13 protein-coding genes are annotated in these 14,510 nt (G+C 66.2%); all 13 read right to left on the bottom strand.

The window, feature by feature from the left end; translation table 11 throughout:
• Positions 1–24 precede the first annotated feature (24 nt).
• From F757_RS0116700 to F757_RS0116640, 13 genes are read right to left on the bottom strand one after another with little or no spacing between them, the layout of a single operon-like run.
• Complete coding sequence (locus F757_RS0116700; protein WP_027212386.1) at positions 25–1,371, bottom strand: beta-ketoacyl-[acyl-carrier-protein] synthase family protein; 1,347 nt, start codon at positions 1,369–1,371, stop codon at positions 25–27.
• The gene (locus tag F757_RS0116695; protein WP_027212385.1) at positions 1,368–2,594 is read right to left on the bottom strand and encodes a beta-ketoacyl-ACP synthase; all 1,227 of its coding nucleotides are present in this window, start codon (positions 2,592–2,594) and stop codon (positions 1,368–1,370) included. Before F757_RS0116695 ends, F757_RS0116700 begins: the two co-directional genes overlap by 4 nt.
• Positions 2,594–3,319: a 3-ketoacyl-ACP reductase FabG2 gene (locus F757_RS0116690; RefSeq protein WP_027212384.1), complete on the bottom strand. Its 726-nt coding sequence runs from the start codon at positions 3,317–3,319 to the stop codon at positions 2,594–2,596. The genes F757_RS0116695 and F757_RS0116690 overlap by 1 nt, the downstream gene beginning before the upstream one ends.
• Positions 3,316–3,801: a hotdog family protein gene (locus F757_RS0116685; RefSeq protein WP_027212383.1), complete on the bottom strand. Its 486-nt coding sequence runs from the start codon at positions 3,799–3,801 to the stop codon at positions 3,316–3,318. Before F757_RS0116685 ends, F757_RS0116690 begins: the two co-directional genes overlap by 4 nt.
• Before the next feature lie 5 nt (positions 3,802–3,806).
• The gene (locus F757_RS0116680; RefSeq protein ID WP_027212382.1) at positions 3,807–4,991 is read right to left on the bottom strand and encodes a beta-ketoacyl-[acyl-carrier-protein] synthase family protein; all 1,185 of its coding nucleotides are present in this window, start codon (positions 4,989–4,991) and stop codon (positions 3,807–3,809) included.
• The gene (locus tag F757_RS0116675; RefSeq protein ID WP_027212381.1) at positions 4,988–7,477 is read right to left on the bottom strand and encodes an MMPL family transporter; all 2,490 of its coding nucleotides are present in this window, start codon (positions 7,475–7,477) and stop codon (positions 4,988–4,990) included. The genes F757_RS0116680 and F757_RS0116675 overlap by 4 nt, the downstream gene beginning before the upstream one ends.
• Positions 7,477–8,145, bottom strand: a complete 669-nt coding sequence (locus F757_RS0116670; RefSeq protein ID WP_027212380.1) for a LolA family protein — start codon at positions 8,143–8,145, stop codon at positions 7,477–7,479. The genes F757_RS0116675 and F757_RS0116670 overlap by 1 nt, the downstream gene beginning before the upstream one ends.
• Positions 8,133–8,564: an acyl-CoA thioesterase gene (locus F757_RS0116665; protein WP_027212379.1), complete on the bottom strand. Its 432-nt coding sequence runs from the start codon at positions 8,562–8,564 to the stop codon at positions 8,133–8,135. Before F757_RS0116665 ends, F757_RS0116670 begins: the two co-directional genes overlap by 13 nt.
• Positions 8,561–10,171 carry an HAL/PAL/TAL family ammonia-lyase gene (locus tag F757_RS0116660; protein WP_027212378.1) on the bottom strand — a complete coding sequence of 537 codons (1,611 nt, stop codon included), beginning with the start codon at positions 10,169–10,171 and terminating at the stop codon, positions 8,561–8,563. The genes F757_RS0116665 and F757_RS0116660 overlap by 4 nt, the downstream gene beginning before the upstream one ends.
• Positions 10,158–11,882 carry a glycosyltransferase family 2 protein gene (locus F757_RS0116655; protein ID WP_027212377.1) on the bottom strand — a complete coding sequence of 575 codons (1,725 nt, stop codon included), beginning with the start codon at positions 11,880–11,882 and terminating at the stop codon, positions 10,158–10,160. Before F757_RS0116655 ends, F757_RS0116660 begins: the two co-directional genes overlap by 14 nt.
• Complete coding sequence (locus tag F757_RS0116650) at positions 11,879–13,600, bottom strand: AMP-binding protein (RefSeq protein ID WP_027212376.1); 1,722 nt, start codon at positions 13,598–13,600, stop codon at positions 11,879–11,881. The genes F757_RS0116655 and F757_RS0116650 overlap by 4 nt, the downstream gene beginning before the upstream one ends.
• Positions 13,597–14,259 (bottom strand): membrane protein, encoded by a 663-nt coding sequence (locus F757_RS0116645; RefSeq protein WP_027212375.1) that lies wholly within the window; start codon positions 14,257–14,259, stop codon positions 13,597–13,599. Before F757_RS0116645 ends, F757_RS0116650 begins: the two co-directional genes overlap by 4 nt.
• Positions 14,259–14,510 carry an acyl carrier protein gene (locus tag F757_RS0116640; RefSeq protein ID WP_027212374.1) on the bottom strand — a complete coding sequence of 84 codons (252 nt, stop codon included), beginning with the start codon at positions 14,508–14,510 and terminating at the stop codon, positions 14,259–14,261. Before F757_RS0116640 ends, F757_RS0116645 begins: the two co-directional genes overlap by 1 nt.

The following is a 14,510-nucleotide window of genomic DNA, read 5'->3' as shown; positions in this document are numbered from 1 at the left end:
TCGTTGTTTTAAATTGCGGCCGGTTCAGCCGTCCTGCCATGCTTCGAACATCAGACTTGCACAACTTCCGCCAAAGCCGAATGACAGCGACATGGCCGTCTGGATGCGCGCCTCGCGCGTCTCGCGCACGAGCGGCATGCCGTGCGTTTGCGGCTCCGCGGTTTCTATTCCCGTCGTTCCCGCGATGAAGCCGTCGCGCATCATCAGCAACGTGTAGATCGCCTCGTGTGCGCCGCATGCGCCAAGGGGATGCCCGGTCATGCCCTTGGTCGACGAAAACGCCGGCAGGCCGTGCCCCGGTTCGCTGCCGAACACCTGCTGCAACGCGCGCAGTTCCTCTACATCGCCGAGCGGCGTGGAGGGCGCGTGGGTGTTGATGTAGTCGGGGCGCGCGGCGGCTTCTCCGGCTATGTCGTTCGTTAAGCCACCCGTTATGCCGCTCGTTGTACCGCTCGTTGTACCGCTCCTCATGCCGCTGGTTGTACCGCCCGTTTTACCGCGCGACGTCTGGCTCAGCGCCCCGCGCATCGCACGCGCGATGCCCGCCGCGCGCGGCGTGACCATGCCGGCGTCGGTGCAATCGCCGAATCCGGTTAGTTCCGCATAGATGCGCGCGCCGCGCGCCAACGCGTGGTCCAGCGCTTCGAGAACCAGCACACCGCCGCCCGACGCGATCACGAAACCGTCGCGCGCGCTGTCGTAAGGACGCGACGCGCGTTGCGGCGTGTCGTTGAAACGCCGCGACAGCGCGCCCATTGCGTCGAACATCAGCGTCATGTTGTCGTGCAGCGACTCGCTGCCGCCCGCCAACACGATTTGCTGGCGGCCGGTCTGGATCAGCTGCATCGCCTGGCCAATCGCGAGCGCCGAGGTCGTGCATGCCGACGACGGCGAATAGCTGACGCCCTCTAGCCCGAACACCTGGGCAACATTCGCCGAAGCGGTGCTGCTCATCGCGTGCGGCACCGTGTAGGGCGGCACTTTCTCGACGCCGCGCGTGCGCGCAACCGTCATCGCCGCGTCATAGCTCGCCATGCTGCCGACGCCCGAGCCGATCACCGCACCCGCGAGCGGCGAGCGCAGCATGGCGGCGTCGAGCCTTGCATCGTCGATGGCCTTCCTCGCGGCATGACAGGCGAGGCGCGCGGTGTCGCCCATGAAGCGCTCGAGCTTGCGCTCGAACGGCGGCTCGTTCGCAAGCGAAGCAACGCCCGCCACCTGCGAGGCGAAACCGCGCTCGCGCCAGGCGTCGATCCGTTCTATACGCGATGTCCCCGCGCGCAATGCGGCGGACACTTCGTCGAGCGTGTTGCCGAGGCACGACGCGATGCCCATGCCGGTCACCACCACGCGTTGCAGCTTCACGCTCATTGAACGCGCCTGAAGATAAGCGACGTATTGATCCCGCCGAATGCGAAGTTGTTGCTCATCACGAACTGCGCATCGATCTCCCGGCCCGCGCCGACGATGTAGTCGAGCGGCGCGCAAGCGGGGTCCACGTCGTGCAGATTCAACGTAGGCGCGTACCAGTTGCGCTTCATCATCTCGATGGTCCACCACGCTTCGAGCGCGCCGCAGGCGCCGAGCGTATGGCCCACATAGCTCTTGAGCGAACTGATCGGCATGCGCTCGCCGAACGTCTGCGAGGTCGCATGGCTTTCGGCAATATCGCCGCGATCGGTGGAGGTGCCATGCGCGTTCACGTAGGCAATGGCCTCGGGCGGAAGCTGCGCGTCCGCGAGCGCAAGCTGCATGGCGAGCGCCATCGTTTCGGCGGTCGGCTGGGTCATATGCGCGCCGTCGGAATTGCAGCCAAAGCCCACGATTTCCGCATGAATCCGCGCACCGCGCGCGAGCGCGTGTTCGTATTCCTCGAGCACCAGCGTGGCCGCGCCTTCGCCGACCACGAGGCCGTCGCGCGCGGCATCGAAAGGACGCGGCGTGAGGTGCGGCTCGTCGTTGCGCGTGCTGGTCGCGTACAAGGTGTCGAATACGGCAACGGCCGGCCCTGACAGTTCTTCGGCGCCGCCTGCGAGCATCAGCGTCTGCTTGCCGCTCTGAATCGCTTCATACGCGTAGCCGATCGCCTGGCTGCCCGACGCGCACGCGCACGAGGTCGGAATGATGCGCCCCTTCAGGTCCCAGAACAGGCTCACGTTGACGGCGGCCGTGTGCGGCATCATCTGCACGTAGCTGTTCGACGTGACGTCGCTCATCGAGCCGGTTTCGAGCATCGTGCCGAACGCGCGAATCGGCTGCACGGAACCCGACGACGAACCATACGCGACGCCCATGCGGCCGTCCTTGATGCTGGCGTCGTCGGCAAGGCCCGCGTCGGCTAGCGCGAGTTCGCTGGCGCGCACCGAATAGAGCGAGACGGGCCCCATCGAACGCGTTTTTTTGCGCGGATAATGCGCGGGCGTGACGAAGCCGGGCAACGGACACGCGAGCCGCGTATGCAGCGATTCGAAGTAGTCCCACTCGGGCATGCGCCGCACCGCGTTCGCGCCGCTCTTCAGGCGAGCTTCGATGGCGTCCCAGTTGTCGCCGAGCGCCGTGACGCCGCCCATGCCGGTAATGACGACTCGCTTCATCAGACCATCCCGCCGTTGACGCCGATCACCTGGCGCGTGACATACGAGGCCGCGTCCGACATCAGGAAGCCGACCACCGACGCCACTTCCGCAGGCTGACCGACGCGGTTCATCGGCACCGTTTTGAGTGCGTGCTCGAGCGGCATCTCGTCGAGCATGCCGGTTTCGATCAACCCCGGCGCCACGCAATTCACGGTGATGTTGCGCGACGCGAGTTCCACCGCGAGCGCCTTGGTCGCGCCGATCAGCCCCGCCTTCGCCGCGCTGTAGTTCACCTGGCCGCGATTGCCCATCACGCCGGACACCGACGCGATGGTCACGATGCGCCCGCCCTTGCGTGCGCGCACCATCGGCATGGTCAGCGGATGCACGACGTTGTAGAACGAGTCGAGACCGGTTTCGATCACCACGTCCCAGTCTTCTTCGGTGAGCGCGGGAAACGCGGCGTCGCGCGTCACGCCCGCGCTGCACACTATGCCGTAGTACGGGCCGTGTGCGGCGACATCCGCTTCGAGCACTTCGCGGCACACGGCGCGTTCGCGCACGTCGAACTGCAGCACGCGCGCAGTGCCGCCTTTCGCGGCGATGCCCGTTGCGACCGCTTCGGCTTCGGCGCGTCCCGTGCGGCAATGCACGGACACCTCGAAGCCGTCGGCGGCCAACTGGTACGCAATCGCGCGGCCAATGCCGCGGCTTGCGCCGGTAACGAGAACACGCCGGCTCATGAACTGAAACTCCCCTCAATGAATGACTGAAAATCGGACGGCTGGAACACCTTGATCACAGCCTCGGCGCAACACATGTCGCCGTCGTGAATCGTGCATTCGTAGGCTGCGTGGCCTTCGTCGCTACGCAGCAGTTCCGTCGCGCGAACCAGCAACTGCGCGCCGCGCGCAAACGCCGGTTGCAGTGCCTTGTAGCTGCGCGAACCGAGCAGCACGCCGGGCCGCGCCCGCCCGCCGCCGCGCATCGCCACCAGCGCGACGTGCGCGGCGATGGCCTGCGCCATCAGCTCAATGCCGATCCACGCGGGCATCGCGCCTTCTGCGTCGGCGTACCACGCATCGCCATGCACCGTGGCGCGCGCGCACAGCGTCTCATCGGTGAAACTGTTCACGCCGTCGATCAGCAACATGGTGCCGCGATGCGGGATGATCGCTTCAATCGGCTGCTGCAACAGTTCTTCGGTGCTTCGCATCTGATTCATTGCGCTCATCCTGCAAGAATCAGACTGACGTTGCTGCCGCCGAACGCAAACGAGTTGCTCATTGCGTAACGCGGGCCGGCGCCGCGCGGCAAGAACCGTTCGCTCTCGACCAGGTCGAGCGGCGGCAGCGCCGCGTCTGCCTCACCGTCCCACACATGGCGCGGCAGCGGTACGTCTTCGCGCGCGAGCGTGAGCCATGCGAAGCCGAGTTCGGTGGCGCCCGCTGCGCCCAGTTGATGCCCCGTCAACGGCTTGGTGCCGCTCGTCGCGACGCCATCGGGAAACACACGCGACATGAGCCTCGCTTCCATCTCGTCGTTCTTGCGCGTCGCCGTGGCGTGCAGGTTCACATAGCCGATAGACGACGGCGCGAGACCCGCATCCGCGAGCGCCGCGCGCAACGCGAGTTCGCCGCCGACGCCTTGCGGGTCCGGCGACGAAATGTGGTGAGCGTCGCTCGATTCACCGACACCTGCAAGACGCACCGCGGCTTCGTCGCGGCTCATCAGGAACACGGCCGCGCCTTCGCCCACGTTGATGCCGCAACGATTGCGGCTCAGCGGATTGCTGCGCGTGCCGCTCGTCGACTCGAGCGAAGCGAAGCCTTGCACGGTCAGCTCGCATAACGAATCGACGCCGCCCACCACCACGGCGTCGCATAGTTGCAATTGCAACAAACGCTGTGCCGATGCAAATGCCTTGGCGCTCGACGTGCACGCGGTCGAAATGGTATACGCCGGACCCTTTACGCCCAGGGCCGCCGCCGCGAACGGCGCGGCCGTGCCGATCTCCATCTGCCGGTAATTGAAGTTCGGGGGCAGCTCGCCCGCTTGTGCCTGATAGACGAACGCGGCCTCGGCGGCTTCGATACCCGAGGTGCTGGTTCCGAGCACCACGCCGATCCGATCCACGCCATAACGCTCGCGCGCCGCGTCCACGGCCGGCGCGATCTGCGCGAGAGCGGCCAGCAGCAGGCGGTTGTTGCGGCAGTCGTAGCGTGCGAGATCCGCGGGGGGCGCGAGTTCGAGCGGCGTCACCACGCTGCCGACAAACGCGTCGCCGATTCCCGTATGCATGGTCGTCATGCCGCGTGCGTCGGTCGCCGCGAGGGCCGGCACGATGCTGTCGAGGTCGCCGCCGAGCGCATTGATCATGCCGAGCGCGTGCAAATAGACTGATGGCGCTTTCATGCGGCCCTCCTGATTTCCGATGGCATGCCGATCGGCGCGAGCAGCACCGCCACCGCAATGCCGAGCGCGAGTGTCGCGCCGAAGCTCTTCAATGCGGGCATCGCACTCATGCCGAGCATGCCGAACGACAGCAGCGTGGTGGCCGCGGACAGCAGCACGCCGGTCCACACCGCGCCCAGATCGGCGTCCGCGCGCAAGCATCCTTCGCGCAGAAACACCGCGTAATTCGCGCCGACACCCAGCACGAGCATCAGCGCAAGCCAGTTGAACAGATTGAGCGGCACGCGTGCATAACCGAATGCGGCGAGCGTGACACCTATGGCCAGCAGCACCGGCAACGTCACTGCGACGCCGCCGCGCAGACGTTGCAGGACAGGCGCTGCGTCGGGTGCGTCAGCTGGATTGCGCGAGGCCGAACGCGGCGCGGCGTACCGCACGATCAGCAGCGCGAGAACGAGCGACAGTGCGCCGCCGAGCCACCACGCGCTGTCCACGCGATACGCGCCGAACAGCTTCGATACGCTCGCGGCCTTGTCGACGAACACGACACCCGGCAGAGAGCGCGTCGTGGCGATCAACGCAGGCTCGTTGCGCGGGCTCACGCCTTGCGGGATCACGACCGCTGCATACGCTTTACTCGCCGCGTCGAGGTGGCCAGCGGGGCCAACCTGGCCAAGCCACAGGTGCCGGTATGGTTGCGACCACGGTGCGGCGAGCCACTCGTCCACAGTGAGAAGGGATTGCGGCCTTGCTTGCGCGGCGATCCAGGCATCGGCCACTTCGTCCTTGAAGCCCGCTTGCAGCAGCGTGGCGCGCAATGCGGCACGGTCGGCGAAAACATGTTGCGCGAGCAACGCGCGATTCTCATTCTGCTGCTGCGCGGACGGCACGAACTGCGCGACCGACTGATAACCGCCTATCCTGTCCGCCGTACTGTCCAGAGCGTCGAGCTTCATGCCGAGCGCCTCGGCGCGCTGCAACACCATCTCCGGCGTGTCGCCGCGCACGACGAAAAACTGCGCGCTGTTATCCACGCCCACTGCCGCGCGCACCTTGTTTTCCTGGGCGACGAGCGACGGGTCGCGCTGGGTCAGCAGGTGGATATCGTCGTCGCTGGTAAGACGCAGCCAGCCCGGAAGCGCGGCGATCAGCAACAGTGCAGCGACAAGCCACGCGCGCCTGCCGCCGATCACCCGATGCCACGCGCCGAGCAAGCGCGCGGCGCTCTCGAAGAGGCGCCGCGGACTGCGTTCGGGCGCGTACGGCAGCAGCGCGGGCAACAGCCACATTACCGAGGCGAACGCAGTCACGATGCCAGCCATCGCAAAGCACGCAATCTGCTTGAGCGCGGGAAACGGCACCCACATGAGAATCGCGTAGCCGAGCAGGCTGGTTGCAAGCGCCACGCTCAACGCAGGGCGCACGGCACGGGCGCCGCGACGCGCATCCCAGTCGCGGCCCGCACCGAGATAGACGACGAAATACTGGATCGAATAATCGACCGCTTCGCCGATCAGACTCGCGCCGAACACGAGCGTCAGCAGATGCAGCTTGTCGAACACCAGCAGCGTGACCGCCAGCGCGCACACAATGCCGAACGCGGTGGAAACGAAACCCAGCAGAAGCAGGCGCGGCGAGCGGAACACCCACATCATCAGCAACGCAATGCCGACGAGCGACGCCATGCCGATCACATGCACCTCGCTCTCCGCTGCACTGCGCGCCGATTCGGCGTAGAACACTGCGCCGGTTCGCGCCACCGAAACGTCGGGGAACGTGTGCTTGAGCTCGCTTTCGGCTTGCGAGAGCGCCGCGATCACGGCCTGTTGCGTGCTGCTTTCATAGGCCGAGCCTGGCAGCGTCGCTACAACCAGCACGCTGGTTGCGTTGCCTACGTGGGAGACGAGCAGGCCGTCTTCGAGCTCGAGATTCGAGGTGGCAAGCGGCAGATTGCCGAGCCAATGTTCGAGCCAGCCGAACGGATCGTCGGCGAGCGAAGTGGTGAGTCCGCCGCGCAACGGGTTGTAGATGCGCTGAGCGAGTGCGTCATGCAACGTGCTGCCGGATGCCTGCGCGGCCGCGATTGCGTCGCGGTCGGCAGGCGTGAGCAAACCGAAGCGATGCGGCATGTACAGCGCCGCGATACGCGACAGATCGAACGGCGGCAATTGCGCCGTCACCGAAGCGAACGCGCCGCTCTTTTGCAGTGCAGCGCCGAGCTGCTTGGCCGCCGCTTTCGCGTGGGCGTCGTCGCGACTGGTGACGAGAAAAACCGTACGGTCGCCAAGCGCGCTCGCGAGCGTATCGACGGCTTTCTCCGCAACCGGGTCGGCCTCGGTCGCGGGCAACAACGCGAGAAAATTGGTCTGCAACGGCGACGGTCCCGCGAAACGCCAGCCGCAATACAGCGCCGCCGAGAGCGCGAGCACGAGCCAGGCGGCGCGCACGCCCCATGTCTGCCTCGCGGACCTGCGCAGCAATTCCATTACGGCGCCCCGAGCAGGCTGCGTTCGGCCGGCGCAGGTTCGCTCACCGTCTCGCTTCTGCTGAATTCGAGTTGCGTGATGTCGCCGTTCGCGAGCGCAATGCGCAAGTTCTGCAGGTAGTCGCCGCCGCTCATCTGTATGCTCTTGATGGACTGCGCGATCTGCGGCTGATTCGGCGTGAGCCGCATGCGCCAGTTCGCGGCGCTGCCCTCGGCCTGCACGTCGAACTGCGAATACAGTGCGGACAGATCGCCGCCCAGCATCGCGCGCATCATCTTCGACACCTGCGCGACGCCGCGCGTGCCCTGCGCGCCGCGTGTGGTGACTCGCTGGCCGCGCGCGTCGAGTTCGGCGACGCCTGCGTCGGTAATCACGTAAGTGGCCTTGTACGGCGTCGCGATCTGCCAGATCACGCCGCGCTCGCGCAGGAACAGCAAAGAACCGGTGCTGATTAGCGGCTGCTTCATCGCGGCGAGCGTTTGCGTTTGCGTGAACTGCGCGCGCACACCCCTGGCCGCGGCGAGATGCGATGCGATCTGCGAGACGAGTGCCGGATTGCCGTCAGCGGCGGCCGCCGATACCGGCGCTGTGCCCACGCCTGGCGCGCCCGTCAACGCGACCACGCATATCACCTTGACGAGCCGCCCGCGAACATTCATGGTCCCCATACACGCTCCAGCTTTTCGAAGACCACGGGCGGCGACACGAACTGCAATTCCTGAGTGGCTGCGTGAACCGCCACCTGAATCGTGTAGCCCTTCGTGAGCCGCGTGCCCGATGCGCAATCGACAATTTCATAGCCTATTTTCAGGCGGTTTTCGTGTTCGAGCAGCTGCGTGCGCACGTCGATCTTCTGACCATACGTGGCCGGACGCACGTACTTCAGGTGCGCTTCCACGATCGGCCACAGATAACCCGATGCCTGCATTTCGCGGTAGTCGTAATCGAACGCGCGCAGCAACGCAGCGCGGCCAATCTCGAAGTACTTCAGGTAATGACCGTGCCAGCAGACGTTCATCGCGTCGACATCGTGAAACGGCACTTCGACCGTTGCGCTGGCGCTCAGTGGCTTGCGGGCGGCGCTCATGCGTGTGAATCTCCGCAGTAAGGCAGCAATTCGCAGGCGGCAATGCGTGCGCTCAGCGCGCGCAGATCGTGTTCGAGCGCGCGGTCTTCCGCGACGAACGGCGACTGTGCGGCGACGCTTTCCATGAACGTTTGCAACGGCGCCGGCACCGGCGTGGAGCTGTCCATCCGCAGACGCAGCCGCGCGGCCTGCACTGTGGCAAGCGTATGCGCCGCGGCCACCTGTTCGGTCAATTCAAGCACGCGCAGGCAGTCGCGCGCCGCGATAGTGCCCATGCTGACCTTGTCCTGGTTGTGGGCTTCGGTGGAGCGCGAGAACACGCTGGCGGGCATGGTGTTTTTCAGCGCTTCCGCTGTCCACGCAGACGACGAAATCTGCACGGCCTTGAAGCCGTGATTGATCGCCGCGCGCTCGGGCGCCGCGCCAGTGAGGTTGCGCGGCAAGCCGTTGTTGAAATTCACGTCGACGAGCAGCGCCAGTTGCCGGTCCATCAGGTCCGCGAGGTTCGCCACCGCCACCTTCAGCGAGTCCATGGCGAAGGCAATATGGCCGCCGTAGAAGTTGCCGCCGTGCAGCACGCGCTCGTTGTCGGGGTCGATCAACGGGTTGTCGTTCGCGCTGTTCAGTTCATTTTCGATGTCGCGGCGCACCCAGCTGAGCGCATCGCGCGCCACGCCGATCACGTGCGGCGCGCAGCGGATCGAGTAGCGGTCCTGCAGGCGGTGGCCGGGCGTGTCGTCGCGGCCTTCGAGATCGGCTCGAATCCATGCGGCGGCTTGTGCCTGGCCGGCGTGCGGCTTCACTTCGAAGAGCGTCGCGTCGAAATGGGCGGCGCGGCCGTCGAGCGCCACGGTGGAAAGCGCGGTCAGGCGCGCGGTGAGGCGCGTCAGGTGATCGGCGCGGGCGAACGCGAGACACGCAAGGCCTGTCATGACCGCCGTGCCGTTCATCAGTGCAAGGCCCTCTTTCGGCGCGAGCGTGAGCGGCGTTTGCCCGAGTTCGCTCCACACCTCGCGCACGTCGCGCAGGCGCCCTTGGAACATGACTTCGCGCTCGCCCGCGAGAGCCGCCGCGACATACGAGAGCGGCGTGAGGTCGCCGCTTGCGCCGACCGAACCCTCGGCGGGAATGCGCGGCAGCACGCGATGATTGGCGAGGTCGGCGAGACGTTCGAGCAACACGGGGCGCACGCCGGAAAACCCATATGCAAGCGAATTCAGACGCGCGGCGATTACCGCGAGCGTCTGCGCGTCGTCGAGATATTCGCCCATGCCGCAGCCGTGATAACGCGTGAGTTGCAGCGGCAGCGCTTCGACGAGTTCCATCGGCACGTCGACCACGCAGGCGTCGCCGTAACCGGTGTTGACACCGTAGACGGTGGCGCCCGCGGCGAGATGCCGACGCAGAAAGTCCGCGCCGCGCTGAATGCGCGCGCGCCAGGCCGGGTCCGTGTTCAACACGACCGGTGCACGATGCTGCGCGATGGCGACGACGTCCTCGATGCTGAGCTTGCGCGCACCGATCACCACGGGCGCCGCATTAGCGCCGCGCGACGAAGTTGGGTGAGCGCCGGACTCCGGCGCGTCGATCAGATCATGTTCGGCCATTTGCGCCTCGCTTGGGGCTGGCCCAAAAGTCGAAGAAATTGAACCATTGATAAGGTGCCTTGCGGCAATAGTGTTCGAGACGCTCCGCATAACGCTGCGCCCACGCTGCGAGATGCTGGGTGCGCTCGCGGCGCGGCAACTCGATGCGCTGCGCGAACGGCTCGAAGTAGAGACGATAACCGTCGCGCTCTTTCAGACAGAAGAACAGATACACGGGGCAGCCGAGCGCATGCGCAAGCACATAGGGGCCCTGCGCGAACGGCGCATCGGCGCCGAGAAAACGCGCACTCGTAGTACGGCCCGCCTCGTGCGCGGGCACGCGATCGCCGACGATCACGAGCAACTCGCCCGCGTCGACGCGCTCCTGCATCAGTATTGCGGTTTCGGGCCCGAAGTCCGCGACTTCGAGCAGATGCCGCGCGAATTCGCTGTTCGCAGACGCGAGCACGCTATTGAAGCGCCGCGCATGTTCGGTGTAGACAACCGCCGTGACTTTCGCATACGCGCCTTGCGCGGCGAGCGCACGGGTCATTTCCAGATTGCCGAGATGCGCACCGATCACGAGCGCGCCCTTGCCGCTCGCAACCAATGCTTCGAACGCCGAAGGATCTTCGAATTTCACATCGGTGTCGCTCACGCGGCCGGACCACGCCGCGAGCTTGTCGAAGCCCGATTGCGCGAAGGCCAGCATGTGGCGATAAGCGGAAAGCCAGCCGGGGCGCGGCGTGTCGCCATGCGGCGCGGCCTCGCGCAAACGCGTGAAGTAATTGGCCGAGGCCGCGCGCGCGGCACGTCCGGTCAGCAGAAAATAAGCGACGACAGGATGCAGCCACAGCGCGGTGAAGCGGCGGCCGAACAGCTTACAGCTCAACGCGAGCAAGGACATGCCAAGATGACTGCCGCGCTCGGCGATGCGCCACCAGTCCTGCGCTTCGGGCCCGCCCGAGACATTCGCGGTTGCGCTGTGGCGCGGCATGAACTTGTGCGCGACGAGCAATGGCAGACGCAGCAGCATGCCGCACACGAGCCGCGTGTGACTGCGGCTGATGCGCACGTTGTCCCACAACACGTCGAAATGCGAAACGCCGTCGCTCGCGTAAGTCACGCGCGTGGGAATCGCGCGAAACGCGGCGCGCCGCCAGTAAAGGCGCACCAGAATCTCGATGTCGAAGTCCATGCGCGTGGGCAACTGCACGTTGTCGATCAGCTCGCACGCGAGTGCAAGCGGATAGAGCCGGAAGCCGCACATCGAATCGCGAATGGTCAGCGAGAGCGTTTCGATCCACACCCACACGTGCGTCAGGTAACGGCCGTAGAGGCGCGCCTTCGGCACGCTCTCGTCATACACAGGTCGACCAAGAATCACCGCACCGGGTTCGGCGCGCGCGGCGTCGATAAAACGCGGGACATCAGCGGTGTCGTGCTGGCCGTCGGCGTCGATCTGCAACGCGTGCGTGTAGTTCGCGCGGCGCGCGGCGCGCAACCCCGCCATCACCGCAGCGCCCTTGCCGCCGTTGACCGGCAGACGCAGCAGCGTCACTTGTGCCGCATATCGGCGCGCGAGTTCGGCGAGCACCTGTTGGGTCGGCTCGTCGCTGCCGTCGTCGACGATGAAGATCGGCAAGCCGTGTACCGCCAGATTCGCCACGGTGGCGCCGATCGCGTCCTTGTGGTTGTAGATCGGAATCACGATGCAGGCAGCGATGCTCATGACGCGCTCTCCGGATAGACAATCGCGCCGGACGCGCATTCGCGCCCGTTCAGCCGGTACGCGAACTGCACGCGGCGGCGCGCCGCATCGTGCGCGAGCGTGAGCTTGAGCACCGCGCCCGGCGCGACCGGGGCCATGAACTTCAGACGGTCGATGGAAGCCGCGGCCCGCACGCACGGCACCTGTTCGGCGGCAAGGCGCATCGCCCAGTCGACCTGCACCACGCCCGGCAGGATCGGCAAGCCGGGGAAGTGGCCCGCGAAATGCGCGAGCGTGGGCGGCACGCGCAGCTCATAGTGAAGCGTGTCGCCACTGCGCGCCTCGGCGAGCAGCTCGAAGCCCTCCGCGCGCGGCTCGAACGCCGCGGCCACCGCCGACACCGGCAGCTTGCCGCGCGCGTCGAACGGCAGCGCGAGACGAAAGCGCCAATGGCGCGGCAACACGACGACGTCGAAATAATCGGCGAGATGACGCCGCAGGCTCTTTGCGAGAAGCACGCGGCCCTGGTCGCACAACGCTTGGTTGCCGGCTTCCGTCAGCGCGACGACAGCGCCGACGCGCTCGCGCGCGCCGCCTTCGAGCGGCACGATGGCCGCCTGCATCACATACGGATGCAGCGCGAGCCGCGCTTCCAGTTCCGGCAGCGAGACGCGCTTGCCATCGAGCTTGAGCACGCGGTCAAGACGCCCCTGCAAGCGGAAGCCGCCTTGCGCGTCGAAGGCGATCTTGTCGTCCGTACGATGCCAGCCGCTGTGATCGAGATGCGGCGAGCGCACGTTGAGTGCGCCGTCCTCGTCGCACCGCACTTCAATGCCGGTTACCGGCTGCCATGCATCGCTCTGGTCCTGGCGGCGCCACGCAATGCCGCCTGTCTCGGTGCTGCCATAAATTTCCAGCGGCGCGGCGCCGTAAGCGGCCGCATAGTGCTGGGCGGCTTCGAGCGCGAGCGGACCGCCCGACGAAAAAAACGCGCGCGGCGCGGGCGTCATTGCGGCAAAGCCCGGTAACGCGGGCCAGCGCGACAACTGCGCCGGCGTCGAGACGATCACGGCCGCGCCGCATTGTGCGAGTTGCGCCTGCAGATGCTGCGGCTCGATGCTGATCTCGCGAGCGAATGCGCGGCCGGCGGCAAGCGGCCACATCACCCGAAACAGCAGACCGTAGATGTGGTGATGCGGGACACTCGCCAGCATCGTCGCGTTGCCGACGAGCGCGCCCCACTGCTTCTCGAGCGTATGCACTTCGGCGTTGAACTGCGCGAGCGTTTTGCGGATCGGCTTTGGACGGCCACTGCTGCCGGATGTGTAGAGCGTAAGCGGTGCTTGCGGGTCGATGCGCGTGTCGATGCACGTATCCATGCACGGGTTGGAAGCAGCCGCGCGCGCATCGGCTTGCGGGTGCGGCGGCAGCGCGGCGTCGCTCAATACGACGTCGTAGGCGTCGGCAAGATCGGCGAGATAGCCGGGCGTCGCGTTCGCAGGTATCACCGGCTCCTTGCCGCAGGCGAAGAGCGCGAACAACGCACACGCAAAATCGAACGGATCGTCGATGCACAACGCGTAGCGTTGCGCGGGCTCGCCTTGCACCAGCGCGACCAGCGCCGCCACGCGCGCGCGAAATGCTGCGCGGTCGAGCACCGCGTCGCGGTCGCGGCAAACCGGAACGTTGCGGCCGGCGGCATCGAGCGGAACGGCCAACAGGTCGTGCAGCGCGATCATGCCGCCTCCGAACGCGCGGCTCGCGGCAGCACGACGAGATAGCGCCACACGACTTCTGCGATCAGCAGCACGCCGATCAGCAGATAGGCGAGCGCGCCGTTATAGAGCGACCAGTTCGCGCGGCTCCAATAGAGCGCGGTATAGGCGGAGAAAGCGCCGTTCAGCAGAAAGAACACGCACCACACCTGGGTCACGCGCCTTGTGTGACGCACGGCGCCCGGCGGCAGATCGGCTTTGCCGAGGCGCGCGAATTTCTCGATCATCGACGGTCCGCGCACGAGCGTAGCGCCGAACGCGATCAGAAGACCGAGATTGACGAGCGACGGATAAAGGCGCAACAGCAGCTCGCTGTTAGTGAACACGATGGCCGCGGATGCGCAGCTAAGCAGACCGACGACGGTCCAGTCGATGGCGGAAAGACGGCGCAGCGAAGTCGCGACCGGACCGCTGCCGGCCCAGCGCTGCAGCCACAGAATTGCAAACAGCATGCAGCCGACGTAGCGCGGCGTGTCCCAACGCCAAGCGCACAAAATCAGCGCCGGATACGCCAGCTTCACGAGCACCTGCACGACGGCCTTGACCCAATGGCGCCTGCCCGTGGACGAAGCACCGGCAACGCGCTGCTCCACTGCCGGCGTTCGCGAGCGCGTGGCTCGCATCAGCCTTGGGCCGCCAGCAGCGATTCGACCGCACCGATCACGTCGCCGACCGTGCGCACCGACTTGAACTCTTCCGGCTTGATGCGGCGTCCCGTCATTTCCTGCAGTTTGATCGCGAGGTCGACTGCGTCGATGCTGTCCAGATCGAGGTCTTCGAACAGATGCGCCTCGGGCGTCACGCTCTCGGGCTCGATTGCGAAGTTCTCTTTGAAGATGGCGCGGATGCGTTCAAGAATCTCTGCCTCGGACAC

The sequence above is a fragment of the Burkholderia sp. WSM2232 genome (assembly GCF_000472545.1).
Taxonomy (GTDB): Bacteria; Pseudomonadota; Gammaproteobacteria; order Burkholderiales; family Burkholderiaceae; genus Paraburkholderia.
Note: the sequence above shows the minus strand (reverse complement) of the source record. Positions and strands in the feature narration are given on the sequence as shown.

Coding starts and splice junctions, on each gene's coding strand:
- F757_RS0116700 (WP_027212386.1), bottom strand. CDS start 1,371: ATGAGCGTGAAGCTGCAACGCGTGGTGGTGACCGGCATGGGCATCGCG.
- F757_RS0116695 (WP_027212385.1), bottom strand. CDS start 2,594: ATGAAGCGAGTCGTCATTACCGGCATGGGCGGCGTCACGGCGCTCGGC.
- F757_RS0116690 (WP_027212384.1), bottom strand. CDS start 3,319: ATGAGCCGGCGTGTTCTCGTTACCGGCGCAAGCCGCGGCATTGGCCGC.
- F757_RS0116685 (WP_027212383.1), bottom strand. CDS start 3,801: ATGAATCAGATGCGAAGCACCGAAGAACTGTTGCAGCAGCCGATTGAA.
- F757_RS0116680 (WP_027212382.1), bottom strand. CDS start 4,991: ATGAAAGCGCCATCAGTCTATTTGCACGCGCTCGGCATGATCAATGCG.
- F757_RS0116675 (WP_027212381.1), bottom strand. CDS start 7,477: ATGGAATTGCTGCGCAGGTCCGCGAGGCAGACATGGGGCGTGCGCGCC.
- F757_RS0116670 (WP_027212380.1), bottom strand. CDS start 8,145: ATGGGGACCATGAATGTTCGCGGGCGGCTCGTCAAGGTGATATGCGTG.
- F757_RS0116665 (WP_027212379.1), bottom strand. CDS start 8,564: ATGAGCGCCGCCCGCAAGCCACTGAGCGCCAGCGCAACGGTCGAAGTG.
- F757_RS0116660 (WP_027212378.1), bottom strand. CDS start 10,171: ATGGCCGAACATGATCTGATCGACGCGCCGGAGTCCGGCGCTCACCCA.
- F757_RS0116655 (WP_027212377.1), bottom strand. CDS start 11,882: ATGAGCATCGCTGCCTGCATCGTGATTCCGATCTACAACCACAAGGAC.
- F757_RS0116650 (WP_027212376.1), bottom strand. CDS start 13,600: ATGATCGCGCTGCACGACCTGTTGGCCGTTCCGCTCGATGCCGCCGGC.
- F757_RS0116645 (WP_027212375.1), bottom strand. CDS start 14,259: ATGCGAGCCACGCGCTCGCGAACGCCGGCAGTGGAGCAGCGCGTTGCC.